This window comes from Streptomyces ortus, assembly GCF_026341275.1.
In the GTDB taxonomy this organism is placed as follows: Bacteria; Actinomycetota; Actinomycetes; order Streptomycetales; family Streptomycetaceae; genus Streptomyces; species Streptomyces ortus.
In genome coordinates this window covers 2,524,672-2,550,710 of sequence record NZ_JAIFZO010000002.1, presented here as the reverse complement: position 1 = coordinate 2,550,710, position 26,039 = coordinate 2,524,672, and the positions used below count along the sequence as shown (strand labels likewise).

Here is a 26,039-nt window from a genome sequence, read left to right as displayed (position 1 = left end):
CAAACGCCGGACGGGTTGAGATGTCGCCGGACGGCGGCAACCCAGCCCGTCCGGCGTTTGAGGACAAAGGGGGCGAGGGGCGAGGGGGCGCAGCCCCCATGCGTGGACGGGAACGGGCAGGGGCGGCGGGGGCGACGAAAACCCGGTGTCTCAACATGCGGGCCGGCTTGGTGCCCGCCCCGCGCGCGGGCATACTGCTCTCATGCTCTCGCACCAGACCTTCGTCTTTACCTATGGCAACCGGCCCTCCGGCTGCCATGGTCGTGCTGCTTGAGCAACTGACAAGCGACTTCCCAGGCGCCCCGGGCCGACAAGGCCCGGGGCGCCTGCGTTTTCCGGACCTTTCCGCTCCGGGGCACCCCACCCCAAGAGGAGCCCCGACATGAGCACAGCCACCACGGCCTCCCCGGACAGGACCGGCGCCCGTACCGACGAGGCCGCCGACGTCATCACCGGCGCCCGCGAACGCATCGACACCCTCGACGACCGCATCATCGGCCTGGTCCAGGAACGCATGGCCGTCTCGGCGGTCATCCAGGAGGCCCGGATCACCTCCGGTGGCCGCCGGGTGAACCTGTCGCGCGAGATGGAGGTGCTCGGCCACTACAGGGAGGCGCTGGGCAAGCCGGGCACCGCGCTCGCGATGACGCTGCTGGAGCTGTGCCGGGGCCGCATCTGAGAAGCGGGGGGAGCGGGAAGAACCGGAGGAGCGGCCTCCGGGAGCGCGCACTGAGGGCGCGTACGGCATCCCGTACGAGGTGCGCCTACGACGGACGTCCGGTGCACGCACGTACGCATGCCCTCTCACCCGTACGGCGCGTGACCGTCCCCCTGCGGGCTTCGTTCTCCCGATGTCCGTGCCAGCCAGGGGCGGGCCCGAAGAACCACGCGTGGCTCCGCTGGAACGGGAGGCGTACGGACGTGCGCCGTGGGACCCCGTTCCAGAGAAGTGACCGGACGGCAGGGGACAGCAGCCCGGTCACCCAAGAGAGGTCGGCTCCGGGGACGCTCGGAGCCGACCGGCGGAATCTGTGCAAGGGCGGTCGGAACGGTTGCGTAGGCCGCGGCCCATCGAGCACGATGCCTGGAACACCCCGAGTCCTCGAACAACATCCGTATTGCACCGCGTTACCGCCATTGGTCGAGACCATGCGCACGCCCCGTGTGCGCCGGGTGCAGACCGGCGGACAAGCCAATAAGCGGCGCTACCCCCGGCGCCGCCCTCGAAGGCACCGGCGCTGCCCTGACGTCGGTGCTGACCACGAAGGGCCCTGCGGATCCTGGGCCCTTCGCCTGCCCCGGTGCTCCTGGCGCTCCGGCGAGCAGGCCGGGCGGGCTGGCGGGTGGGCCGGGCGGCGGGCGGGGCGGGCCGGCTGGGCGGGCTACGCGGTCGTCCTCGCCAGTTTGGCCAGTTGCGCCTCGGACCAGCTTCGCCGGGACCTTGATCTTGTCCGCGTCCAGCATGTTCATCGAGCTGAAGGCCACCAGCGTCGTACCGTCGCGGACGACCGTGTACGCGGCGGGCACCCGCGCCCCCTCGATCGAGGCGAGGAGTCTGAACGCGACGGACTCGTCGCCCAGGCGGGGGTCGGCCGCCGCCTCGACGTTCTTGTAGTCGTAGCCGGCGTGCCGGTACGCGGTGCACTCCTCGGCCGCCGTACGCAGACCGTCCATCACCTCGTCGGCCTCGCCGGACCCGTAGGCGAGAAGGGCGAACGTGATCACCGAGGCGTTCGTCTCGTCCTTCGGCACGACACCGCGGCTGACTCCCGCCCGCGCCGCCGGGTCGGTGGAGAACAGGAACATGTCGGCGATCGGCCGGCACTTCGACGGGGTCGCGGGGACGCTCTGGCCCAGGAGGTCCGCCCCTTCCGACTCCTCGATCTCGAAACCCTTGACGTCCCCGCCCGCGAGCGCGGCCTTCCTCAACTGCGCCTTGGTGAGAGGCCCGTCGGTGCGAGGCCCGTCGGTGTGGGACCCGTCGTCCTTCCGCGCGCCGCCGCCCGCGGGACCCCGCGAGTCCTTGGCGTCCTCGCTGCCCTCGCTCCCCTCGGCGGGTGTCCTTGTCCTCTCCCCGTCGGCCGACCGCCCGCCCGCCCTCGACGCCGACCCCGCCGCCCTCCCGTCCGGAGCGGCGGCGCCGCTGCCGCCATCCCCACCCCCGCCGCACGCCGCGACGCAGCCGAGGACGGCGACGGCCGACGCCGCCACCAGAGGGCGTGCGATCCTCGTCGTCACCCTCGCGCCCATGCCCGCCCTCACGTCCTCGACACCCTCCCGCACGGCTCCTCACCCGAGCCACCCGAGCCACCCGAGCCCCCGGAGCCAGCGGAATCGCCGGAGTCGTCGCCCTCGTTTCCGATGTCCCGGCTGCGGTCGTACGGGTCGACCGCGGGCCCGGTCGGGGGCGCGCCCGTCTCTCCGTCGCCGGAGGCCAGCCGCGGGTGCAGGAAGCCGTCGTGGACGTCGCAGGCGGAGTTGGCGATGTCGTCGTCGTACCTGACGACCGCCAGCCTGCCCGGTGTGGCGTCGTACTTGGCGGGGTTGAGGAGCCGCAGGTCGATGACCCGGCGGACGATGGTCCGCGCCACCTCGGTGGAGTGCGGGTCGGCGGGGGCCAGCGCGTAGACGAAGGTGTAGTCGGTGTGGATGTCCAACGCCCCCTTCGCGCCCGCCTCGAACGTCGTACGGCCACGGGTCTTGACCACGTCACCGACGAGCCGTACCTCGCCCTGGTCGAAGCGGCTGAAGAAGCGCAGCGGATCGTGGTCCTTGCCGGGCTTGCGCAGCCAGGACCTCAGGTCGTCGACCAGTTCGGGCTGTTTGGGGTCGAGCACCTTGCCGAGGACGGTCTCGGGGGTGTTTCCGAGGAGCGTCCCGCGGTCGATGTTCGCCCCGACGAGCAGGGTCCTGCTCTGCTCCAGGGCCTCGGCGACCTGGTCCTTCGAGAACGCGCCGACCGCTTTCGCCTCCGGCAGTACGATCCCGGCGGCGCCGTCGGCGTACCGCGCGGCCGGGGAACCGGCGAAAGGTTCCTCCAGGGTGGGCGTGCCGGGCGCGGAACCCGGGGCCGCGGTCTCGGGCGCGGTCTCCGCGGGCAGCGGGGACGCGGCCGAGCCGGAGCCCAGGGCCGCGGCCGAGTCCGTGCCGAAGGGGTCGCCCGGCAGCAGGGACGGCTTCATGGCGACCACGGCCACCGCGAGGGCGAGCGGGATGCCGATGACCGTCCACACCTTGCGGCGCCGGGCCGCGCGCCCGTTCGCCCGCTGTCCGACGGGGTCCGCGCGCCAGGCCGGGGGCAGTTCGCCACGGGCGTCCTGCTGCCGCAGCCGCTCGGTGACCATGCGGGCGCGCGCGGACGGCTCCTTGGGCGCCTGCGAGGTCCGGATGTCCCGCTCGCTGTCCTGGACGAAGCGCTCCCACACGTCGTCCGGTATGGACTCCCCCGACCCGTCGGGCCCCCCTGCCCCGCCGGGCTCCCCCGCCTGTCCGGACGGCTTCTCACTCACGGCGCTCGCGCCTCTCCCCCATGGCCGACATAGTGGCCGACGTGCTCGAACGGTCGACCGAGGGTCAGTTCTAAGGCGTGGGCACGGGAGTTCACAAGTCGAGCCCTGGTGTGACCCAGCCCACATAAAAATTCTGTGAGTTCCAGGACAACCCTTCACAGGAGTCACAGGTCTCACTCACGCAACCAACGGCCATACCCGCGACCGTCACGCGGAGGCCTCCCGAATCTCGCGCCGTGATGTCGCGGCGCACCGGACTTTCCGAGGTCTTCATGAAGCTTCGCCGTGTCATGGCCGCTGCGGCCACGACGGCTGTCATAGCCCCGCTCGCACTGCTGTCGGCCCCGGCCGCCTTCGCGACCGACCCCACGCCCACCGGCACCGAGACCGCGACCTCGACCGTGACGCCGGGCGCGACGGAGACCGAGACCTCCGGGGCGACGACACCTGCGGCGACGCCCCCGACGACCCCGCCGGCCGCCACGACCCCCGCGAGCACGCCTGCCTCGACTCCGCCGGCGACCAGCCCGGCGCCGGGCACCACCCCGCCCGAGACGTCGGAGACCCCGGACCCCGAGCCGTCCGTGTGCGAGGACACCAAGGTCGACGTCAGCATCTCCGGCCTGCCCGGCAAGATCGCCGTGGGCAGCGGCTGGCACAAGTTCTCGCTGAACGTCCTGAACTCCTCGGACTCGACGCTCCAGGACCTCGACTTCCTCGCCGGCGCCTCCTCCGACGTGGACGGCACGGACCTCTTCAAGAGCAAGCAGGTGCAGCTCCAGGCCTGGAACCCGGACGACAAGGTCTGGGAGGACCTCGACGAAGAGGGTTACGCGGTCGGCTTCGTCGGCTACACCGACGAGCTCAAGCCCGACTACGAGGTCCACGTCCCGCTGCGTATCAACGTGAAGTCCACCGCTCCGGTCGGCGCGGGCTTCTCGCTCGGCGCGACGATCTACGGTGACGACGACGCGGAGTGCACCGGCTTCGGCGAGGTCGCTTACAAGTTCACGATCGTCGCCGCGGGTACGGACACCGGCGGCACGAAGCCGCAGGAAGGCGGCAAGGCGCCGGTCAGCGACCAGAAGCCGGACAAGGCCGTCACGCCGCAGGTGACCGGCAACCTCGCCGAGACCGGGTCCAGCTCCGCGCTGCCGACCATCGGGCTCGTGGGCGGGGTCGCGCTGGTCGCCGGTGTGGGAGCGGTGGTCGTCGCTCGTCGTCGTAAGGCCGGCTCCGACGCGTAGCTGCCGGTGGTGTGCGGGGAGGCGGCTGCGGGCCCGGTGGGGGCCGGGCGCGCAGTTCCCCGCGCTCCTTGAGGGCTTGAAGACGTAAGGACCTGCGCTCGGAGGGGGGCGCAGGTCCTTACGTCTTCTGTCTTTTCCGGGGCTGCCCTTGGGGCTACTTCTTCGGTGGCATCGGGGGCATGCCGAGGAACGGGAGCTTCAGGGCGCCGAAGGCGTCCGCCGGGACCGCGGGGGCGAGCGGCTCGACCGGCCTCAGGCGCTCGTACGCCCCGCCGGGCGCCGGACGCGGGTCCTCCTCCCCCTTGTTGGGCCAGTACGACATCGCGCGCTCGGCCTGTGCGGTGATCGTCAGCGACGGGTTCACGCCCAGGTTCGCCGAGACCGCGGCGCCGTCGACGACGGAGATGCCCGGATGCCCGTACAGCCGGTGGTACGGGTCGATGACACCCTCGTCGGCAGAGGCGCCGATCGGGCAGCCGCCCAGGAAGTGGGCGGTCAGCGGGGTGCCCATCAGCTCGCCGACGTTCGAGCCCGCGAACCCGTTGATCTCGGCGGCGATCGCGGAGGCGCCCTCCGAGGCGGTCCTGATCTGCTTCGGATTGGGGGCCCCGTGCCCCTGGCGTGCCGTCAGCAGCCCCTTGCCCGCGCCCTTCGGCTTCAGGTACGTCGTCAGGGAGTTGTCGAGGGACTGCATCACCAGGCCGATGATGGTCCGCTCCGACCAGCGGCGGTTGGAGAGCGAGCGCGCCACGAGGGTGGGGTGCTTCACCGCGTTGACCAGCCAGGCGAACGCCCTCGACGAGCCCTCCGTGTACGGAACCTGGAGGATCGACAGGCTGCCCATCGAGTTGGAGCCCTTGCCGTAGCGGACGGGCTCGATGTGCGTGTTGGCGTCCGGGTGGATGGAGGACGTGATGGCGACACCGCGGGTGAAGTCGGCCTTCGCCTCACCGGTGGCCTTGCGGTAGCGGCGGTCGCTGGTCTGCGCGCCGACCAGCGCCTCTGAGTTCGTACGGGTCAGCTCCCCCAGCCGCTTCGACAGGTACGGCAGCTGGCCGCCCGCCTTCATCCGGTGCAGCAGGGTCTGCGTACCGTACGTGCCGGCCGCGAGGACCACGCGGCGCGCCTTGAAGACGCGCCCCTCACGCCCCGCACGCCCCTTGCGCCCCTCGCCCTTGCGCCCGCGGTCCGTGGGGAGCGTCGAGACCGCGAAACCGCCCTGCGAGTCGTCCGTGAGGGACACGACGGTCGTCAGGGGGTGGACGACCGCGCCCGCCTTCTCCGCGAGGTACAGGTAGTTCTCGTTGAGGGTGTTCTTCGCGCCGTGCCGGCAGCCCGTCATGCACTCGCCGCACTCGGCGCACGCGTTGCGGGCCGGGCCGGCTCCGCCGAAGTACGGGTCGTCGACCCGCTCCCCCGGCCGCGCCTTCGCCGTTCCGTCGGCGTCCTCGCCGTCACCGAAGAAGACCCCGACCGGCGCCATGTGGAAGGTGTCGCCGACGCCCATCCGCTGTGCGGCGGCCTTGAGATGGACGTCGGAGGGGGTCATGGTCGGGTTGAGCCGTACGCCGAGCATGCGCTGCGCCTGGTCGTAGTACGGCTTCAGCTCCTCCTGCCAGTCGGTGATGTCCTTCCACTGCGGGTCCTCGAAGAACGGCTTCGGCGGTACGTAGAGGGTGTTGGCGTAGTTGAGGGAACCGCCGCCCACGCCCGCGCCGGCGAGCACCATGACGTTGCCGAGGAGGTGGATACGCTGGAGGCCGTACATACCGAGCTTCGGCGCCCAGAGGTAGTTCTTGAGGTCCCAGGAGTTCTTGGGCAGTGTGCCTCGGGTGAAGCGGCGGCCTGCCTCCAGGACTCCGACGTGGTAGCCCTTCTCGGTGAGACGCAGGGCGGTGACGGATCCGCCGAAGCCGGAACCCACGACGATGACGTCGTAGTCGTACGTTTCCTGAGGCACGTGTGCTCCTCGTTGAGTGTCCGTGCGGGTGGTGTGGCCGGGCGCTTCTAGCGGAACCGGAAAGCCTTCATCAGCTTCAGGCTGCGGCTCATGAACCGGGCGTACTTCTCGTCGTCCATGCCCAGGGACGGCGCCATCGGCAGCAGGCGCTGCTGGGCCACCGTCTGGGCCTCCGTGTACTTGAGGATGCCCTCGGAGCCGTGGCGGCGGCCGAGGCCGGAGTCCTTCATGCCGCCCATCGGCGACTGGACGCTGCCGTACGCGGGCCCGTAGCCCTCGTTGATGTTGACCGTTCCGGTGCGCAGCCGGGCCGCGACCTCGGTGCCGCGACGGCCGTCCTTCGTCCAGACCGACGAGTTGAGGCCGTACGCCGTCGCGTTGGCGGCGGCGATCGCCTCGTCCTCGTCCTCGAACCGGTAGATCGAGACGACCGGGCCGAAGGTCTCCTCGCCGCAGACCGCCATCGGCGCCTCGACGCCGTCGAGGATGGTCGGCTCGAAGAAGTACGGGCCGATGTCGGGGCGCGCGACACCGCCGGCGACGACGGTCGCGCCCTTGGCGACGGCCTCCTCGACGTGCCGGGTCACGGTCTCCAGCTGGCGTTCGCCGACCAGCGAGCCCATCTCGGCGCCGTACGCGAGGGACGTGCCGAGGCGCATCGCCTTGGTGCGTGCGGCGAACCGCTCCAGGAACGTGTCCGCGATCGACTCGTGGACGTACAGGCGCTCGATGCTGATGCACAGCTGTCCGGCCGAGGAGAAGCAGGCGCGGACCGCGCCGGCCGCCGCCCGGTCGATGTCGGCGTCCTTGAGGACCAGCATGGCGTTCTTGCCGCCGAGTTCGAGGGAGACGCCGACCAGCCGGGCCGCCGCGCCCTGGGCGACCTCGCGGCCGGTGCGGGTGGAGCCGGTGAAGGAGACGTAGTCGGCGTGCTTGACGACCTCCGGGCCGATGACCGGTCCCTCGCCGAGGACGACCTGGAAGACGTCGGCCGGCAGGCCCGCCTCGATGAGCAGGTCACGGGCCCACAGGGCGGTGAGGCAGGTCTCGGTGTCGGGTTTCATCACGACGGCGTTGCCCGCGACGAAGGCGGGCAGCGCGTCGCCGACGGAGAGTTCGAGGGGGTAGTTCCAGGGGGCGATCTGGCCGACGACACCGCGCGGGTGGCGCAGCTCGGTGACCTTGGTGAGGGTCGGCATGGCGCCCGCGTGCCGCTTGGGGCGCAGGTAGAAGGGGGCGCGGCGGCCGTAGTGGCGGGCCGCGACGGCGACCGCCTGGACCTCCTCGTGGGCGTGCAGCCGGGCCTTGCCGGTCTCCAGCTGGATCAGGTCCAGCACCTCGGCCTGGCGGGCGAGCACGAGGTCGTGGAAGCGCAGGAGGACGGCCGCGCGCTCCTTGACGGGGATCTGGCCCCAGAGGAACTGGGCGGCGCGCGCCCGCGCGTAGGCCTCCTCCACATCCTGCGGGGTGGACTCGGGCAGGTCGGCCAGCTTCTCGCCGGTGAACGGCGTGTGGTTGGCGGTGCGGCCCGAGCCGACCACGCCACGGGTGAGCTGGGCGATCAGCTCGGGCGTGACCACGTCAGCGGCCGTGCGGGCGCCTTCGGGGGCGGGCGCGAGAGGGTTGGTACCGGTCTTTTCCGGGGCCTGTGCCGGGGCCTGCGAGTCCGTCATGAGCCGCAGGGTATGCCCGCCCGAGCTCTTTGGGTACCCGTCGGTAACAGGGTTTCACCGAGTACACACAACGCGCCAGTGATCACTGGCAGTAAATGGCCTGATCAGGGGGTTGTCCAGCAATGATCAGGCCGTGGGAGGTGTCCGGTCCACGGGCCGGGGTTCCTCCCGCTGCGGGGCCCGGTGCCGGGGCATCGCCGTACGCCCCACCGCCGCCGCGAGTTTGCGCAGCCGGCGCCAGTCCATGGGCGGCTTGGGCTCCGGCACGCCCGGCCGGTTCCCGGGAACGCGTACGCGCAGGGCACCGGGCTCGATGCGGCACCGTACCGGTGTGGGCAGCATGAGGGCCTCGCCGTCCACGCCGACCTCGATCTCGGGGCGGTCGGCGTCCACGACGACCTCGCGGGCGGTCAGCACCGTGAGCCCGGTGGAGTGCCTGCCCAGCAGCAGACCGGCGGCCTCGGCGGCGTTCTCGACCCTGACGCCGAGGACACCCAGCACGCCGGACTCCAGCCGCTCGCGGTAGCCGAGCCCCGCCGGGTCGTCCATGCGGTAGGGGTTGTTGCTCACCAGGAGGGCCTGGGGCCCGTCGACGACGGTCGCCGCCGTGGCGCCCCCCGTCCCCGGCCCTGCGGCCGGGCCCGTCTCCTCCACCCGGGCGGTCAGCCGCGGCCCCTTCTGGTGCGTGAGCAGTTCGGGCAGCAGCTCCAGCGTCGTACGGACCTTGTCGTCCCGGTACTCGGGGCTCTGCACGACGACCGCGTACGCGCCGAACGAGGCGTTGTTGACGAAGGGGTGCGTGTCGGCGAAGCCGAGGTCGACGCGGAGTTCGACGCCGTCGTCCGTGAGGGCGTCGAGGCTCGCCGCCGGGTCGTTCCGGTCGAGCCCGAGGTCCATGGCGAAGTGGTTGCGGGTGCCGGCGCTGACGACGAGGAACGGCAGGCCGTGCTCCGCTGCGACGGCGGCGACCAGCGCCTGCGTACCGTCGCCGCCCGCGACGCCGAGCAGATCGGCGCCGTCCGCGACGGCCCGGCGGGCGAGTACGGTCACGTCCTCGTGCGTGTCGGGGTCGAGGAGGTGGACCCGCGCCCCGAGCTTCTCGGCCTTCTCCTTCAGCCCGAACCGCTCGACCTTCCCGCCCCCGGACCGCGGGTTCATGATGAGGAAGGGGCTGGCGGGGGCCGGGGTCCGGTGCTCCCGCACGCTCACCGTGTGCGACCTGGTGCTGCTGAGCGCGAACTTCCCGGCCCAGACGGCGAAGGCCCACAGGGTCAGGGAGGCGATGACGACCCAGAGCAGGTTCTCGGCGGCGAAGAACCAGACGACCGCGGCGGGTGTCGTGGCGGCCAGCGCCACTGCTGCCGCGCGGGAGGGGCCCCTGAGGGTCAGTACCCACCACAGGGCGGCGACGGTGACGGCCGTGCCGAGCGCCCCCGCCGCTACGAGCAGCAGGCTCGCGAATCCCCCGAACGCGAGGGGGAGCAGCACCGCGGCGCCGGCTGCGGTCAGGGCGCTTCGTGCCGCCCAGCGCTGCCGGGCATGTGCCCGTGCGTCAAGATCCAGGCCCACGCCTGCCGCCTCTCTGTTCGCGCAGTTCCCCGCGCCCCTGAAAAGATTGCGCCGTTCCCCGCGCCCCCGAAGACAACAGCTTGCGCCGTTCGCCGCGCCCCTGAAGACAACAGCTTGCGCCGTTCCCCGCGTCCCTGAAGACAACAGCTTGCGTCGTTCCCCGCGGCCCTGAAGACGAAGGACTGCGCCGTTCCCCGCGCCCCTGAAAGATTGCGCCGTTCCCCGCGTCCCCGAAGACAACAGCGTGTGTCGTATCCGGCGAGCGGTGGTTCGAGGGAGCAGTATGCCGCTGTCGGCGTCCACTTGACGCCGAGGCGAGGCGTCAAGGGGCACGTCGGCAGAGGTCTACAGCTTGCCGATGTCCAGGTTCGCGATGGCCGTCTTCGCGACCGACCGGCCGCGCTCGGTGAAATCACCCTTGCTCGGGTAACCGATCATCAGCTTGTACATGTCGCCCGACGTCGTCCTGTAGTACAGGACCTGCATCTCGCGCGGACGCGGGTTCTCGGTGTCCGTCGTGGAGTAGACGACCGTGTTCTGCGCGGCCTTGCGGTCCTTGTACCTGACGTCGTTGGGGTCGCTCCTGGGCGCGGGGTCCGAGTCCATGTCGAGCCCGTACGCGCCGCTCTGCTTGTACGTGGCGTCGTCCTCGTACATCTCCGCCGAGGCCGTCCCGGCGATGTCGCCCGACGTGTCCTCGGCCTTCTTGTCCAGCGACAGACTGATCCACAGCGCGCCGCTCAGGTCGGTGAACCGCACCCAGTGTTCGCCCTTGGGCGCGTCGGCCTCGGGCACGGTCTTCTTGTACCCCTTCGGCACCGCCAGCGTGGCGCCCAGTGCCTTCACCTCGGTCTTCCGCCAGTCGTCCGGCAGCGGTCCGGCGAATGGGTCGGCGACCACCAGGTACGCCGCCACCGCCGCCGCGACGACCACGGCCCCGAGGCCGGTCCACCCCTTGCGGCCCACCCGGACGCCCCTGCCGCCGGGCACCGGCTGCCGGTCGATCCGGGTGGGAGCGGGCTGGGCGGGAGCGGGCTGGGGCGGTCTCGCGGCCTGCTCCAGGAGGGCGCGTACCCGCGCGGCGTCCGGGCGGCGGCCCGGGTCCTTGTCGAGGAGGCCGTTGATGACCTCGGCGAGCGGTCCCGTGGCCGCGTTGGGCGGGGCCGGCGTGGCGTTGAGGACGGACTGGAGCGTCGCGGGCGTGTTGCTGCGGCGGAACGGCGACACGCCCTCCGTGGCCGCGTACAGGACCACGCCCAGCGACCAGAGGTCGGAGGCCGGACCCGGTCGCTGCCCCAGCACCCGCTCGGGCGCGATGAACTCGGGTGAGCCGACGAAGCCGCCCGTGTCGGTCAGATTCGTCTCGCCCTCGATCTGGGCGATGCCGAAGTCGGTCAGGACGACGCGGTCGCCCGTGCCCAGCAGGACGTTGTCCGGCTTGACGTCGCGGTGCAGGATGCCCGCCGCGTGCGCGGACTCCAGCGCGCCGAGCACCTCCAGGCCGATTCTCGCCGCCTCACGCGCGCCGAGCGTGCCCTCCTGGAGTGCGGCGCCGAGCGAGCGCCCCCGGACCAGTTCCATCACGATCCACGGCCGGCCGTCCACGACGGCGACATCGTGGACGGTGACGACGGCCGGGTGGTCGAGCCGGGCCGCGGCGCGCGCCTCGCGGCGCATCCGCTCGGAGACATTGGCTCGTTCACGTTCGGGAAGGTGGTCGGGGAAGCGCGGTTCCTTGACCGCGACCTCCCGGTCCACGGTCTCGTCCTTGGCCCGCCACACGGTTCCCATGCCGCCGTGGCCGAGCTTGTCGAGCAGCCGGTACCGGTCCGCGATGAGCCGACCGGATCTGGGGTCGGATCCGGGGTCGGGGGCGGATCCGGATCCGGGGGCGGGCGGCGCCTGCTGTTCCGCCTGGGCCCGCGGTGCCTGCTGCGCCTGCTGCGTCTGCTGCGTCTGCTGCTGCGGCACGGTCTCCGGCACGACCTGCGTGGGCGTGGCGTACGGATTCCCGGGGTGCGGCACGGCGACCGGCGGGCGTGGCGGTTGCAGACCGAAACTCGTCGGCTCGTCCGGTCCGTAAGGGGCTCCCCCGTTGCTGCTCATGGGGTCCATCCTTATCGCGGCGGGCGCCCGCGCTCCACCCTGGGCGCTTTCCGGTCACAGACCCGTGACGCGCGAGGCACGCTTTGCGGTGAAATGCGGCTCAAGAGCCCTTACGGGCCACGGTGTCCACGGCGACGTCGAAGTACTCCCGCGCCTCGCGCGCCTGGCGGACCGGGGACGACACCAGGACGTCGTACATCCGGCCGCCCTCCTCCCAGCACAGTTCGTAGATGTGCCGCGCGCCCTCCGCCGCGCTGAAGCCGTCCCAGGTGAACTCCCAGAGCGCGGCGGGGCGTCCGGCACGGGTGGTCTCGGTGACCCGCCCGTCGCGGTACCCGGGGTAGGTGTCGGGCCCCTTCTCGGCCGCGCGTTGCAGCACGGCGAGCGGGCCGCCCGGTTCCGGTGCGGACACCTTGACGCCGATGCGGAAGGTCTTCCCGGCCGACATGTAGTAGACGCGCTCGTCCTGCGCCTCACGCGTGAAGCCCACGGGGACGGCGAGCGAGAAGCCCGCCGCGTCGCGGACGAGACGGTATCCCGTGGGGACCGTGCGGCCGGCGGAGGCCGTGGGCCGGGAGCCGGTGGCGGTGGGGCTCGGCGTCGGAGCGGTGGCCGTCCGGGACGAGGAGACCGAACCCCCCGGCGGCGTCGGCCCGTGGTCGCCGTCGCCCATCAGCAGCGCGGCGGCCGACACGCCCGCCACGGCCATCGCCGCGACCAGGGCCGCCGCGATCAGCACGTTGCGCATGGAGGAGGTGACGGCGAAGGGGACTCTCAGCGGGTGCGGCACGGCCGGCTCCGCGACCGCCGGCGCCGAGGGGCCGGGAGCCCGGCCCGACGCGTTCCGCCCTGAGGGCGTGTGGCCGGGCGGGACCTGCGGCATACGGCCCGTGTCCAGGAACGCCCGGAGCAGCCGCTCCGCCCCGACCGCGTCGAGCCGCCGCTCCGGATCGCGTTCGAGCAGGCCCCGTACGACGGGGAGCAGCGGCCCCGCGGCGGCCGGCGGAAGGATGTCGTCGACGACCACCGCGTGCAGTGTCCCGCCCAACGAGTCGCGGCGGAAAGGCGATTCGCCGCTCAGGGCCGTGCAGAGCAGCGCGCCCAGCGACCACAGGTCGGACTCGGGCCCGGTCCTGACGCCGGACATCCGCTCGGGTGCGGTGTACTCGGGCGAGCCCACGAACGACCCGCTCTCGGTGAGCGTCGTCGAGCCCGCGACCTGCGCGACGCCGAAGTCGGTGAGGACGACGATGCCGTCCAGGGTGAGGAGCACGTTCGCGGGTTTCAGGTCGCGGTGCAGGACACCGGCGTCGTGCGCCTTGCGCAGCGCGCTGAGGAGGTCGATGCCCATCCGCGCCGCCTCGACCGGTCCGACGGGCCCGGACCGGGAGATGCGCTCGGCGAGCGAACCTCCTTCGAGGAGGTCCATCACGATGTACGGGCGTTCGTCCTGCTCGACGACGTCGTGCACCACGATGATGTGCGGATGCCGCAGTTGCGCGATCGCGCGTGCCTCGCGCAGGGTGCGTTCGCGCTGCAGCCGGGACTCCGCCGCCGAGAGCGAGGCGTCGACGACGAGTTCCTTGACCGCTACCTGCCGGGCCAGCAACTGGTCCGTGGCCCGCCACACGACACCCATGCCGCCGCGGCCGATTCTGGCTTCCAGGCGGTAACGCCCCGCTATGACCCGGGCGTTGTCGGCCGGTCTTTCCCCCTCGGTCGCCATGAGTCCCATCATGCCGCACCGGACGGAGCCCTTCCGGGTCCGCGCGACGAGGGTTGGCCGACAACCGACCAAGCCGCGATCCGTCGGGGGCGCGGGGGACGGCGCAGTCTCTTCCGGGGGCGCGGAGACCGGCGCATGTGTGGGAGCGCGGCGAACTGCGCACTCTGCGGGACGGACTACGAACCCGGCGGTCGCCACCCCCGCAGAACGGTGTCGAACTGCTTCCGCGCGGTCTCCCAGTCGGCCGCGGGCGAGGACATGTAGATCACGTACTCGACGCCGTCACGGCCGAGATACGACTGTTCGATGGCCCGGCGCGGCCCGGGAAACTCCGTGTCCTTGCCCAGCGCGGTCCAGGTGAAGTCCCACAGCGCCCCCGGACGGTCGCGGAAGGTGTTGGACTCCAGACCGACCTGCTGGTACTCGCTCAGCCGCCCGGATATCTGCTGTTCCAGGTCGACGAGATGCCGGTAGGGGGTGTCGAAGTCCGGCGAGTCGTCGATGGCGATGCGTACGAAGTGCTCGCCTTCGTCGGGCGTGTAGTCGATCTGGGTGCCGTCGACCTGCCGCTTCCAGCCCTTGGGCAGTACGAGGCTGAAACCCTTGGGGTCGTCGACGCGCTGCCAGCCGACGGGCACGTCACCGGTCTGGGCCGTCCCGGTCTGCTTTCCGTCGTCCGCACCGCCCGAGGAGGACGGGTCCTTGGGCGACGAGGAGTGGTCCGGGGACTTGGACGCGCTGCCGTCCCCCCATCCGTCCGCCAGCAGCATCGCCGCGACGCCACCGCCGCCGAGGAGCGCGGCGGCCAGGACGACCGCGGCGACGGTACGGGACCGCCGCCGCCTCGGCCCGCCGGTCACCGCCGGCTGGTTCGCGGTGGCGACGGCCGGGTCCGGAGCGGGTCGGCCCTGACTGCCGTAGGTGTCGCGGCCGTCCGGACCGCCGTACGTACCGGGGCCCTGCGCATACTGGCCGCCCTGGGACCCGTATCCATAGGGCCCGTGCGATCCGTGGGATCCGTACGACCCGTGGGTGCCGGCGTGGGTGGCGTCCTCGGAGCCGGGAGCGGCCGATCCTGGAGGGGCCGATCCTGGAGCGGGGGACTGCCCGGACCCGTACGCGCCCGGCAGTCCCCCGCCGTACGTTCCGCGCGTATCCCGCGCGCCGTCCACGTGCTGCGTCGGCACATAGGCCTGCGCCGAGTCGGGTGCCCGTCCCTCCGCGGCCTCGGCGAGCATCTGCTCGGCCTCTTCGAGACCGGGCCGCTCGGCGGGGTCCTTGCGGAGCAGGGCGGTGATGACGGACGTGAGCGGGCCCGCGTGCTCCGGGGCCTCGGGCTCCTCGCCGACGACGGCCTGCATGGTCGTCAGGGGTGTCGTCCGCCGGAACGGCGACCTGCCCTCGACGGCCGTGTAGAGCGTCGCGCCGAGCGCCCACAGGTCGGCGGACGGGCCCGGGTCCTGGCCGCGGATACGTTCCGGCGCCAGATAGTCGACGGAACCGACGATCTCGCCGGTACGGGTGATCGTCGTGTCTCCCTCGACCTGGGCGATCCCGAAGTCGGTGAGCAGCACGCGCCGGTCGTGGGAGAGCAGGACGTTGCCGGGTTTGACGTCGCGGTGCAGTACGCCGGCGGAGTGCGCGGCCCGCAGAGCGCGCAGGACCCACAGCCCGACCCGGGCCGCCTCCCTGGGCTCGATGCGTCCCGCGTCCTTGACGGCGTCGGCCAGCGAGCCGCCCTCGACGAGTTCCATGACGATCCACGGGCGGCCGTCGTGTTCCAGTACGTCGTGCACGGTGACGACGGCCGAGTGGTTGATGCGCGCGGCGGCCCTGGCCTCGGCCCGGGTTCTGGCGAGGAGGACGACCTGCTCGCTCTCGGACACATAGAGCGCGGCCGTCAGCTCCTTGATCGCGACGGAGCGGTGCAGCACTTCGTCGCGCGCACGCCATACCCGGCCCATGCCGCCACTGCCGATGGAGTCGGCGAGCCGGTAGCGGCCTGCGAGAAGCAGGCCCTGCATCTGATTCACGTTTCCCCGCAATGCTCTTGACAGGGTCAGACTAAGGACCGACACGCACCCAGGGAACCGGCGGGGTCCTACGGAGACAGCACTGTGACGGTACCCACGGGTATGAACGCGCGGTTGCCGCACGGTGATCGGGCGTTGGCGGCGGAACCGGGGTCACAGCCGCACAAGGCCCCTGGCTGCGGGGCGTGATGACGTCGCGTCAACCAGTGATGCGGCACGTCGGTGTCACGCCGGTCTCACTTGGTGATCTGGTACGCCGATGTCCTTTGGTGATCTGGTACGCCGGTGTCCTTTGGTGATCTGGTACGCCGGTGTCACTTGGTGATCTGGTACGTCGAGGACGCCTGCTCGTAGAGCCGCGTCACCTCGTCCCGCTCGGCCTCCGGACCGCGCAGCTGCACGACGTGGTACTTCCCGCCGGAGATGATCACGAGGTTCCGTACGAAGACCTCGCCCCCCGTGGAGTCCTGCCAGGTGAACTGGCCCTCGGCCATGGCCCGTCCGCCCACGTCGATCCGCCGCATCCCGCTGGACGTGGCCCAGGTCGAGTCGCGGAAGGGCTGCAACTCGCGCTCGTCCTCACGCTGGTAGGACATCGGATCGCTGCCGAACTCCTCGGTCGTGTCGCGTCCGGGCACGACCAGCAGCTCGAACTTCCCGTGCGCGTAGACGACCTGCCCGCGTCCGTTCTTGCCCGTCCGCTCCCAGCCGTTGGCGACCGCCACCCGGAACCCCTCGGAGTCCTTGCGCAGGGTGAAGCCCTGCGGAAGGTCGGGGCCGGTGGTCTGGGTCGTCGAACTGGACGAGCGCGTCGGGCTCGGACTGTTCTTGTCGCCCGGCGCCTTCTCACCCTGCGGATCGGAGCTGGCCTTCCCGTCCGACCCCGCGCCGGTGTCCCCGGAGTGACCGGGGGTGGGGGCGACGACGTCCCCCGCGGAACCGGTGCGCTCACCGCCGGAGCCCGCCTTGGGCATGAACGCCACGGCGTACGCGACGGCCGCGGCCATGGCGAGCAGGATCAGCAGGAGCAGGGTCCGGCCGAGCCGGCGCGGCTTCACCTCCCTGCCCTGCTTGCCCCGCTTGTGGCGGCCGTGGGGGGTGGTCGCGGGCAGCCCGGCGCGACGCCTGCGGACCAGCTCGCCCCGACGGCGTATGACGGGCAGCCGGGCGGGGTCCACAGGCGGCGCCGCTATGACGAACGTGCCGGCCTCCGGCTCGGGCGCCGACCGCACCAGCGAGCGCAGCCAGCCCCGCAGTTCCTCGAAGTCCAGCCGCTCCGTGGGGTCCTGGCGCAGCAGCGACTCCACGACCGGCCGCAGCGGGCCGCACTCCTCCGCGAACGCCGGCGGCTCCGCGCACACCAGCTGCACCAGTTCGGCGGTGCTCTCCTCGGGGTAGGGCGCGTGGCCCTGGACGGCGCGGAAGAGCAGCGCGCCCAGCGCCCACAGGTCCGTGGCGGGTCCGATCGGCGCCGCCAGCTGCCAGTTCTCGTGCACGGGTCCGGCCTGCTCGGGCGCCCAGCGCTCGGTGACGGGTCCCACGACGGCCATCCGCGCCTGCCGGGCGCGCTCCGCCGCCAGCGCGGTCGCCGGACCCCGCCGGGTGGCGGCAGCGCCGGCGGGAAGCTGGCTCCACTGCGTGGGAGCCCCGCCCGCAGCCGTTCCCGTACCCGTATCTGCGCCCGCACCTGCGCCCGTGCCGGGATCCGCGTCCGCGCCCGGGTGGTCGGCCGACGGCGCGTATCCGGCGCCGTACGCGGCTGCCTCCGTCGCCCGGCCGCCGGTCGTCCCACCGATCCCGCCACCGGCGCCGTAAGCACCGTTGCCGCCGTTGCCGCCATGGCCACCGCCTCGGCCGTCGGGCAGCGCGGGAGGCCGGACCTGGTCGGGGCCCGTGACGGCAGGTGCCCCGCTGCGCGGCGCCGCACCGTGCCACGCGCCCGGCATCCCCGCGCCGCTCACCCCGTACGGGTCGGCGATCTGCCCGGGCGGCGAGGTGTGTTCCACCCCTTGTCCGGCTATCCGACCCGAGATGGGCCCCGGCGCCTGACCGGTCTCCGCGTCGCTCCCGCCGGACAGCGACCGCGGAGCGGGCAACGCCGCGTTCCCGCCGCCCCGCTGCTCCTCCTGCACCCGGGCCGCCGCCCGCGCGCCCGCGCGGTAGGCCGCGATGGCCCCGGCCCGCGCGGCCCGTACGTCACCGCCGGCCTCCAGCGCCCGCTGCGCCATGTCGGAGGCGTCCGCCTGTGACTGCGTCCGCCCCTGCGCCTGGGCCTGTGCCTGTGCCTGAGCTTGGGCGTGTGTCTGGGCCTGGGCGTGTGCTTGCGGGGCGGGCAGCGCACCCGTGCCACCGCCGCCGCCACTGCCACCGCGCGCGGCCTCGACCGCGGCACGGCCGCCGTCCGTCCCGCGCGCTCCGGGCACCGCCCGGCCGACGGCGCGGCCCGGAGTACCGGACTGGCCGAGCTGTCCGACCGCACCACCGGCCCGGCCGACCTGCCCCGCCCTGCCGTCCGCCTGTCCGGCCCGGCCGACCCGCTCTGCCGGGCCGCCCGGCGCTCCGTTCCCGCCTGGTCCGGTCTCGCCGGGTCCGGTCTCGCTTTCGGCTACCGGCACCGGGTCGTACCCGCACAGCGCCTCTTCCGCGGCCCCCGAGGCGAGCCCCGTGAGCATCACCCGGCCGTCGTCGCAGACGAGCACCGTGCGCGCGGTGATGTTCCGGTGCACCCATCCGTGCGCGTGCAGCACCCGCAGGGCCGTCAGTACGTCGGCGGCCACCTCGGCGGCCCGGTACGGGCTGAGCGGTCCCTCGGCGAGCAGGGCCGCGAGCTGCCGCGCGGGCACCAGCTCGCTCACTATCCACAGCGAGCCGCCCTCGGCGAACACGTCGAAGACCTGGTCGAGCCGCGGGTGGTCGGGTATCTGCGCGGCGGCCTGGGCCGCCTCGATCGCCCGTCGCACGGCCGGCTCGGTGGGCCGCCGTGTGGTCCGCGCGGACGGCCGTCGCACCCCGCCGTCCCGCGTCCCGCCGTCCCGCGTCCCGCCGTCCCGCGCCACGAATCCGTCGGGCAGCCCGTCCGCGTCGAGCACCTCCGCCTCGACGACCTCGGGCAGCGGCACCTGCCGGACCAGGACTTCCTGTCCGCTGTAGGTGTCCCAGGCCCGGGACTCGGCGGCGATCTCGTACTCGTCGGTCGGTGGGAGCGGCAGGCGGTAGCGGTCGGCGAGCACCCGTCCCGCATAGTCCTCCACGATGCCTCCCCCGGCCGCCCGGTTGGTCAAATCCGTTCGCCATACGTCCCGTTGTGGCTGCAGATGTGCCTGCGTACGGTCCGCAACCACTCACGATACGTGCCGGAGTCAACCCGTCATGAGGAGATACCAGATCTCAATCGTCTCGTGTCCCTCAGGACTTCGGTTCGAACGACTTGGTAAGCGTGCGCCACGTGTCCTTACGAAGGTCGGTGTCCCATTTCGAGCCCTTCGCGGTATACATGAGCGCATATCCCTGACTGTCGTTCACGACGAAGCCGCGGTCTATGGACCGGTATTCGGTGCCGCTCTCCACATAGGTGAATTCCCAGTCGGCCGTGTTCCAGCCGCGGTAGTCCACCTTCTCTATTCGGATCCGCTGATACTGCGACCGCTTCATGTACTGCTCTTGGTTCTTCCAGTCGGCCACCGGGTCGTCCTTGGGCGTCGTGGTCCAGCCGACCAGCAGCTTCTGTCCGTCGGGACCGGCGAACCGGGCACCGGCCGCACTCGTGGACTGGTATTTCCAGCCCTTGGGCAGGCCGATCGAGAAGCCCTGCCCGTCCTTGTGCGTCGACTCGACCCCGCTGCCCGAACCGCTGTTTGAGCCCTCTCCCGACCCACCCGATCCACTCGACTCGCCGGAAGCGCTCGCACTCGGCGAACTCTCCTTCGTCGCACCTCCGCCGGAGGAGCCCGCCTTGTCGTCGTCGTCCGAATCGGTGCCGCTGCTCTCGTCCTGTTTGGTGTCGCTTCCCGCGTTCGCGCCGCTGGACGTCGACTTGTCGTCGCCGCTCTTGTTGTCCTTCGCGCCCGAGCCGTCGTCGCCACCCAGCGTGACGGCGAGGATCGTGCCGAGCACGGCCAGCGCCACGACGACGGCGATGATCACCAGCGTCCGCCGGGACACCACGTCGGTGAGCGGTGCCCTGGACGTGGTGCCCCGCGAGTACGCGGGCCCGGAATCGCCCGGACTTCCGCCGACCGCACTGGAGTTCAGTGCCGAAGCGGCGGCGTCCCGGTTCTTCGCGGAAGCGGGCGCGCCGGCGCCCGCTGCGGCACCGGCCGCTGCTCCGGACGGCGCGCCGGAAGCGGCGTCCGATCCGGCGGGCGAGGCGGAGGAGGCCGGCGAGGCGGCCGACGCGGACCCCGCGGAAGCCAGTGCCGCCGCGGCGGCGGCCTTCTTCTTGCCGCCCGAAGTCCCCTTCTTGGCGGACTTGTCCGCGGGCGGGTCCGGCAGCGGCACGACCTTCGTCGCGTCCACCGGTTCCGGCTCGTCCTTGGGTTCGGGCGTGTTGATGATCTCGGTGAGCATCGCGCGCGCCCCGGCGTCGTCGAGGCGCTGCTCGGGGTCCTTCACCAGGAGGCCGTAGATGACCTTCTCCAGCGGGCCCGCGTTCTTCGGCTGCTCGACCGGCTCCGTCATCACCGCGGTGAGCGTCGCGATGGCGGAGCCCTTGTCGTACGGCGGTACGCCTTCCACCGCCGCGTACAGCAGGCCGCCCAGCGACCACAGGTCGGCCGCGGGTCCCGGCTTGTGGCCGCGCGCCCGCTCCGGCGAGATGTACGAGGGGGCGCCGACCAGCATGCCGGTCGAGGTGATGGACGGGTCGCCCTCCACCTGGGCGATGCCGAAGTCCGTGAGCACGACCCGGCCGTCCTCGGCGATAAGCACGTTCGACGGCTTCACGTCGCGGTGCAGGATGCCCTCGCGGTGGGCCGAGCGCAGCACGTCGAGGATGGCGAGACCCACCTCGGCGGCGCGCTTCGACGTGAGCAGTCCGTCCTCACGGATCACCTCGGCGAGGGACTTGCCCTCGACGAGCTCCATCACGATCCACGGCCGGTCGTCCTCGTCGACCACGTCGTAGACGGTCACCGCGCTGTTGTTGCGGATCCGTGCGATGGCCTTGGCCTCGCGGAAGGTCCGGGTGATCAGTCGCCGCTTCTCGTCCTCGTCGATGCGCGGCGGCAGTCGCAGCTCCTTCACGGCGACCGTGCGCCCCAGCGTCTCGTCCTCGGCCCGCCACACGGTGCCCATGCCGCCGCGGCCGAGAACCCCTCCCAGCCGGTACCGCCCGGCGAGGAGACGTCCACCATCGTCCTGACGGGATGCTCCCGCCCGCTCCGCCTCCGACATGCGTCCCCTCATGCAACCCGCCCTGACAGAGCCTCCATTGTCCCCCACGCGGGGACCGTCCGATGCCCCGGGTGCCTCTCCCGGACGCAGCGCTTCCCCGAACCGCTCCTCATCCGGTCCCCACCTGCCCCTCGGCCCGGCCCCTCCCCCGTCATGAGCTGCGACAAGGAAGGATCCCGCCGCCACCGCCGAGGGCGCTGCCTCCGTCAATACCCCCCGGCGGGTACCCACTTCACCCGCGCGAAAGCCCCCACGGGACGCCCGGTCGCCGCACACGGCCCTCCCGGCGGCGGGCACCACCCCCTGCCCGCCGCCGAGTTGGGCTCTTGCGGCCCTTACAGCGGCACGATGTCCGGCGCCCCCAGCCGGGCCGCGTCGGCCGTCAGGTCGTCCGGCTGGCGCTGCGACTCCCGCTCCGCCTCCACCCGCTTCTGGTAGTGCTCGATCTCGCGCTCGATCTGGTCCTTGTCCCAGCCGAGCACCGGCGCCATCAGCTCGGCGGCCTCCCGTGCGCTGCGCGTGCCCCGGTCGAACGTCTCGATCGAGATGCGCGTACGCCGCGTCAGCACGTCGTCCAGATGCCGCGCCCCCTCGTGCGAGGCGGCATAGACGATCTCGGCGCGCAGGTAGTCGTCGGCCGCCGGCAGCGGATCGCCGAGCGACTGGTCCGCGGCGATGAGGTCGAGGACCTCCTCGGCGAGCGACCCGTAGCGGTTCAGCAGGTGCTCCACGCGCACCACGTGCAGGCCGGTCCGCGCGGCGATCCGCGCTCGCGCGTTCCACAGGGCCCGGTAGCCCTCGGCGCCGACCAGCGGGATGTCCTCGGTGACGCATTCCGCCACCCGCTGGTCGAGGCCGTGCACCGCCTCGTCCACGGCGTCCTTGGCCATCACCCGGTAGGTGGTGTACTTGCCGCCCGCCACGACCACGAGTCCGGGCGCCGGATGCGCCACGGTGTGCTCGCGCGACAGCTTGCTCGTGGCCTCCGACTCGCCGGCGAGCAACGGCCGCAGCCCCGCGTACACCCCCTGTACGTCGTCACGTGTCAGCGGGACCGCCAGTACCGCGTTCACATGCTCCAGCACGTAGTCGATGTCGGCGCTGGACGCCGCCGGATGCGCCTTGTCCAGGTCCCACTCGGTGTCCGTCGTGCCCACGATCCAGTGCCGTCCCCAGGGGATCACGAACAGCACGGACTTCTCGGTGCGCAGGATCAGCCCGCTCGTCGAGGTGATCCGGTCCTTCGGTACGACCAGATGGACGCCCTTGGAGGCCCGCACGTGGAACTGGCCCCGCTCCCCGACCATCGCCTGGGTGTCGTCCGTCCACACGCCGGTGGCGTTCACGATCTGCTTGGCGCGGATCTCGTACTCCCCGCCGCCCTCGACGTCCTGCACCTTGGCGCCGACGACCCGTTCGCCCTCGCGGAGGAAGCCGGTGACGCGGGCGCGGTTGGCGACCTTCGCCCCGTACGCGGCCGAGGTGCGCACCAAGGTCGCCACATAGCGGGCGTCGTCCATCTGCGCGTCGTAGTACTGCAGCGCCCCGGTCAGGGCGTCCTTCTTCAGTGCGGGGGCGACGCGCAGGGCGTGCCGCCGCGTGAGGTGCCGGTGCACGGGCAGTCCGCGGCCGTGGCCGCGCGCCATCGACATCGCGTCGTAGAGCGCGACGCCCGATCCGGCGTACAGCCGCTCCCAGCCCTTGTGCTGCAGGGGGTACAGGAACGGCACCGGTTTCACGAGATGCGGTGCGAGCCGCTCCAGGAGCAGCCCGCGCTCCTTCAGCGCTTCCCGTACGAGCGCGAAGTCGAGCATCTCCAGATAGCGCAGGCCGCCATGGATCAGCTTGCTCGACCGGCTCGATGTGCCCGACGCCCAGTCACGCGCCTCGACCAGTCCGGTGGACAGGCCGCGGGTCACGGCGTCCAACGCGGTGCCCGCGCCCACCACGCCCGCTCCTACGACGAGCACGTCCAGTTCGCGCTCGGCCATCGCCGCGAGCGACTCGGCGCGCTCCGCCGGTCCCAGTGTCGCTGTCCGCACAGTTGCCTCCAGCTGTCTGTCGCGCCGGGCTCACCCGTACGGCGAGGCCCCGCTCACATCCCCCATGCCCAAATTCTGACGGTGATGCCCGCCATCGGCCACCACCGGCGGTCCGCCTGTGGACAACTCCGGGCGATCTCCACGGCGACTCCCGGAGAAACACAACCGAGCAATCCCGCACATCGGTCATATTTACTCCTAGTCTGACATTGCGCTCGCCCGTTCTGTCCACAGGGCTTGCGCCCTCGCCCCACTCCGGCTACTGCCACTCCGGCTACAGGGAAGGACGGCCCACCGCCATGCCCGCAGACCTCGCCGTCATCGGCCTCGGCCAGCTCGGCCTGCCCCTGGCCCGGGCCGCCGCCACCACCGGTATCCCCACCCTCGGCTACGAGTGCGGCGACCCGGCGCCCCTGGCCGCGGCCGACCTGCGCCGGATGCTGTCCACGGGATTCAGACGCGCCACGAACCCGGCCGAGCTGGGCCGCGTACGCACCGCCGTCATCTGCGCTCCGACCCCGCGCGGCGCGGACGGGACGCTCGACCTGGGACAGGTGGCCTCCGCCGCCCGCACCCTGGCCGCGCATCTGCGCCCGCACACCACGGTGATCCTGGAGTCCCCCGTGTACCCGGGGACGACCGAGGAATTCCTCCGGCCGCTCCTCGAAGAGGGCTCCGGACTCCGGGCCGGCCGCGACTTCCACCTCGCGTACTCACCCAGCCGGGTGGACCCGGGCAACCGCGACCACGGCCCCGCCAACACCCCGAAGGTCATCGGCGGGCTCACGCCGGCCTGCACCGAGTCCGCCGCCGCGTTCTACGGCCGGCTCACCGACAAGGTCGTACGCGCGCGTGGACCCCGCGAGGCGGAGACCGTGCAGCTCCTGGAGACCAACTACCGGCACGTCAACATCGCCCTGGTCAACGAGATGGCCGTCCTCTGCCACGACCTGGGCGTCGACCTGTGGGACGTCATCCGCTGCGCCGAGACCAAGCCGTTCGGCTTCCAGGCCTTCCGCCCCGGCCCCGGCGTGGGCGGCCACGCCGTCCCGCGCGACCTCGCGGGGCCGCGGACGCGCGCCCTGCGCATGGTCGAACTGGCCCAGCAGGTCAACGACCACATGCCCCGGTACGTCATCCAGCGCGCGGCCACGCTCCTCAACGAACACGGCAAGTCGGCCCGCGGCGCGCGCGTGCTGCTCCTCGGCGTCACCTACAAGGCCGACCACGCCGACCAGCAGGGCTCACCCGCCCGGGAGATCGCGACCCGCCTGATGGAACTGGGCGCGGCCGTCAGCTACCACGACCCGCACGTCCCTTCCTGGTCCATCCTCGACCGCCCGGTCCCCCGCGTGGACTCCCTGTACGAGGCGGCGGCCGACGCGGACCTCACGATCCTGCTCCAGCAGCACCGCACGTACGACCTGCAGGGCCTCTCGGTCAAGGCCCAACTGCTCCTGGACACCCGAGGAGCGACTCCGACGGGGGCGGCGCACCGGCTGTGACGCGTACGCCGAGGGGCCCGGCCACCGAGTGGCCGGGCCCCTTCCGTTCGCGCGCGCTCGGCGCGGTGTCACGTCAGCGCTTGTGCTGGGCGTCCGCCACCGTGACCTCGACCCGCTGGAACTCCTTCAGTTCGCTGTAGCCGGTCGTGGCCATCGCGCGGCGCAGGGCGCCGAAGAAGTTCATGGAGCCGTCGGGGGTGTGCGAGGGGCCCAGCAGGACCTCCTCGATGGTGCCGACGGTGCCGAGGTCGACCTTCTTGCCGCGCGGCAGCTCTTCGTTGACGGCCTCCATGCCCCAGTGATTGCCCCGGCCGGGCGCGTCCGTCGCGCGGGCCAGCGGGGAGCCCATCATCACCGAGTCGGCGCCGCAGGCGATCGCCTTGGGCAGGTCGCCGGACCAGCCGACCCCGCCGTCCGCGATCACGTGCACGTACCGGCCGCCGGACTCGTCCATGTAGTCGCGGCGGGCGGCGGCCACGTCGGCGACGGCGGTGGCCATCGGGACCTGGATGCCGAGCACGTTGCGCGTGGTGTGCGCGGCGCCGCCGCCGAAGCCCACCAGCACACCGGCCGCGCCGGTACGCATCAGGTGCAGCGCCGCCGTGTACGTGGCGCAGCCGCCGACGATGACCGGGACGTCCAGCTCGTAGATGAACTGCTTCAGGTTCAGCGGCTCGGAGGCGCCGGAGACGTGCTCCGCCGACACCGTCGTACCGCGGATGACGAAGATGTCGACGCCCGCGTCCACGACGGCCTTGGAGAACTGCGCGGTGCGCTGCGGCGAGAGCGCGGCGGCGGTGACCACGCCCGAGTCGCGCACCTCCTTGATGCGCAGCCCGATCAGCTCCTCCTTGATGGGAGCCGCGTAGATCTCCTGGAGGCGGCGGGTCGCGGTCTCCGCGTCCAGCTCCACGATCTCGTCGAGGAGCGACTGCGGGTCCTCGTGCCGCGTCCACAGGCCTTCGAGGTTGAGGACGCCCAGGCCGCCCAGCTCCCCGATGCGGATGGCGGTCGCCGGGGAGACCACCGAGTCCATGGGAGCCGCCAGGAACGGCAGCTCGAAGCGGTAGGCGTCGATCTGCCAGGCGATCGAGACCTCCTTCGGGTCGCGCGTACGGCGGCTCGGGACGACGGCGATGTCGTCGAAGGCGTACGCCCGGCGGCCGCGCTTGCCGCGCCCGATCTCGATCTCAGTCACGTGTGTGGCCTTTCCGTCTTCGGTTCTGCGCGTTCCAGTATCCCCGACACACGCGGCGGGGGCGGTCCCGGAGTCCCCGA

Annotated in this window: 15 protein-coding genes; 3 read left to right on the top strand and 12 right to left on the bottom strand. The window is 72.2% G+C overall.

The window, feature by feature from the left end; translation table 11 throughout:
• Nucleotides 1–382 precede the first annotated feature (382 nt).
• The gene (locus K3769_RS14500) at nucleotides 383–679 is read left to right on the top strand and encodes a chorismate mutase (RefSeq protein WP_267026841.1); all 297 of its coding nucleotides are present in this window, start codon (nucleotides 383–385) and stop codon (nucleotides 677–679) included.
• Nucleotides 680–1,128: 449 nt separating this feature from the next.
• Here the strand turns inward: K3769_RS14500 and K3769_RS14495 are convergent, their stop codons facing one another.
• Both K3769_RS14495 and K3769_RS14490 read right to left on the bottom strand, forming a co-directional pair.
• Nucleotides 1,129–2,283 (bottom strand): hypothetical protein, encoded by a 1,155-nt coding sequence (locus K3769_RS14495; RefSeq protein ID WP_267026840.1) that lies wholly within the window; start codon nucleotides 2,281–2,283, stop codon nucleotides 1,129–1,131.
• Nucleotides 2,259–3,509, bottom strand: a complete 1,251-nt coding sequence (locus K3769_RS14490) for a hypothetical protein (RefSeq protein WP_372514938.1) — start codon at nucleotides 3,507–3,509, stop codon at nucleotides 2,259–2,261. The genes K3769_RS14495 and K3769_RS14490 overlap by 25 nt, the downstream gene beginning before the upstream one ends.
• Before the next feature lie 272 nt (nucleotides 3,510–3,781).
• Between K3769_RS14490 and K3769_RS14485 the strand changes: the two genes are divergently transcribed.
• Complete coding sequence (locus K3769_RS14485; RefSeq protein WP_267026839.1) at nucleotides 3,782–4,756, top strand: LAETG motif-containing sortase-dependent surface protein; 975 nt, start codon at nucleotides 3,782–3,784, stop codon at nucleotides 4,754–4,756.
• 154 nt (nucleotides 4,757–4,910) lie between these two features.
• On the opposite strand, the gene K3769_RS14480 is transcribed toward K3769_RS14485, so the two are convergent.
• The 9 genes from K3769_RS14480 to K3769_RS14440 all read right to left on the bottom strand — a co-directional run bounded on the left by K3769_RS14480 (nucleotide 4,911) and on the right by K3769_RS14440 (nucleotide 23,256).
• Nucleotides 4,911–6,716, bottom strand: a complete 1,806-nt coding sequence (locus K3769_RS14480) for a GMC oxidoreductase (RefSeq protein ID WP_267026838.1) — start codon at nucleotides 6,714–6,716, stop codon at nucleotides 4,911–4,913.
• Between the two features lie 47 nt (nucleotides 6,717–6,763).
• Complete coding sequence (locus tag K3769_RS14475) at nucleotides 6,764–8,389, bottom strand: succinic semialdehyde dehydrogenase (RefSeq protein ID WP_267026837.1); 1,626 nt, start codon at nucleotides 8,387–8,389, stop codon at nucleotides 6,764–6,766.
• Nucleotides 8,390–8,515: 126 nt separating this feature from the next.
• On the bottom strand, nucleotides 8,516–9,958 hold the full coding sequence (locus K3769_RS14470) for a diacylglycerol/lipid kinase family protein (protein WP_267026836.1): 1,443 nt from the start codon (nucleotides 9,956–9,958) through the stop codon (nucleotides 8,516–8,518).
• Nucleotides 9,959–10,303: 345 nt separating this feature from the next.
• Complete coding sequence (locus K3769_RS14465) at nucleotides 10,304–12,064, bottom strand: serine/threonine-protein kinase (protein WP_267026835.1); 1,761 nt, start codon at nucleotides 12,062–12,064, stop codon at nucleotides 10,304–10,306.
• Between the two features lie 100 nt (nucleotides 12,065–12,164).
• A complete protein-coding gene (locus K3769_RS14460; RefSeq protein ID WP_267026834.1) occupies nucleotides 12,165–13,790 on the bottom strand; it encodes a serine/threonine-protein kinase in 1,626 nt (541 codons plus the stop codon).
• Between the two features lie 176 nt (nucleotides 13,791–13,966).
• Nucleotides 13,967–15,814, bottom strand: a complete 1,848-nt coding sequence (locus tag K3769_RS14455; RefSeq protein ID WP_267031374.1) for a serine/threonine-protein kinase — start codon at nucleotides 15,812–15,814, stop codon at nucleotides 13,967–13,969.
• A gap of 323 nt (nucleotides 15,815–16,137) precedes the next feature.
• Nucleotides 16,138–19,074: a serine/threonine kinase C-terminal domain-containing protein gene (locus K3769_RS14450; RefSeq protein WP_267026833.1), complete on the bottom strand. Its 2,937-nt coding sequence runs from the start codon at nucleotides 19,072–19,074 to the stop codon at nucleotides 16,138–16,140.
• Nucleotides 19,075–19,228: 154 nt separating this feature from the next.
• Nucleotides 19,229–21,214, bottom strand: coding sequence for a serine/threonine-protein kinase (locus K3769_RS14445; protein WP_267026832.1), 1,986 nt, complete (start codon nucleotides 21,212–21,214; stop codon nucleotides 19,229–19,231).
• Between the two features lie 335 nt (nucleotides 21,215–21,549).
• Complete coding sequence (locus K3769_RS14440) at nucleotides 21,550–23,256, bottom strand: glycerol-3-phosphate dehydrogenase/oxidase (RefSeq protein ID WP_267026831.1); 1,707 nt, start codon at nucleotides 23,254–23,256, stop codon at nucleotides 21,550–21,552.
• A gap of 299 nt (nucleotides 23,257–23,555) precedes the next feature.
• On the opposite strand from K3769_RS14440, the gene K3769_RS14435 reads away from it, so the two are divergent.
• Nucleotides 23,556–24,761, top strand: a complete 1,206-nt coding sequence (locus K3769_RS14435) for a nucleotide sugar dehydrogenase (RefSeq protein WP_267026830.1) — start codon at nucleotides 23,556–23,558, stop codon at nucleotides 24,759–24,761.
• A 73-nt stretch (nucleotides 24,762–24,834) separates the two neighbouring features.
• Here K3769_RS14435 and K3769_RS14430 read toward each other — a convergent pair whose 3' ends face one another.
• A complete protein-coding gene (locus K3769_RS14430) occupies nucleotides 24,835–25,959 on the bottom strand; it encodes a GuaB3 family IMP dehydrogenase-related protein (protein ID WP_267026829.1) in 1,125 nt (374 codons plus the stop codon).
• Nucleotides 25,960–26,039: the final 80 nt, after the last annotated feature.

Coding starts and splice junctions, on each gene's coding strand:
- K3769_RS14460 (WP_267026834.1), bottom strand. CDS start 13,790: ATGGCGACCGAGGGGGAAAGACCGGCCGACAACGCCCGGGTCATAGCG.
- K3769_RS14485 (WP_267026839.1), top strand. CDS start 3,782: ATGAAGCTTCGCCGTGTCATGGCCGCTGCGGCCACGACGGCTGTCATA.
- K3769_RS14445 (WP_267026832.1), bottom strand. CDS start 21,214: ATGTCGGAGGCGGAGCGGGCGGGAGCATCCCGTCAGGACGATGGTGGA.
- K3769_RS14465 (WP_267026835.1), bottom strand. CDS start 12,064: ATGAGCAGCAACGGGGGAGCCCCTTACGGACCGGACGAGCCGACGAGT.
- K3769_RS14435 (WP_267026830.1), top strand. CDS start 23,556: ATGCCCGCAGACCTCGCCGTCATCGGCCTCGGCCAGCTCGGCCTGCCC.
- K3769_RS14500 (WP_267026841.1), top strand. CDS start 383: ATGAGCACAGCCACCACGGCCTCCCCGGACAGGACCGGCGCCCGTACC.
- K3769_RS14455 (WP_267031374.1), bottom strand. CDS start 15,814: ATGCAGGGCCTGCTTCTCGCAGGCCGCTACCGGCTCGCCGACTCCATC.
- K3769_RS14475 (WP_267026837.1), bottom strand. CDS start 8,389: ATGACGGACTCGCAGGCCCCGGCACAGGCCCCGGAAAAGACCGGTACC.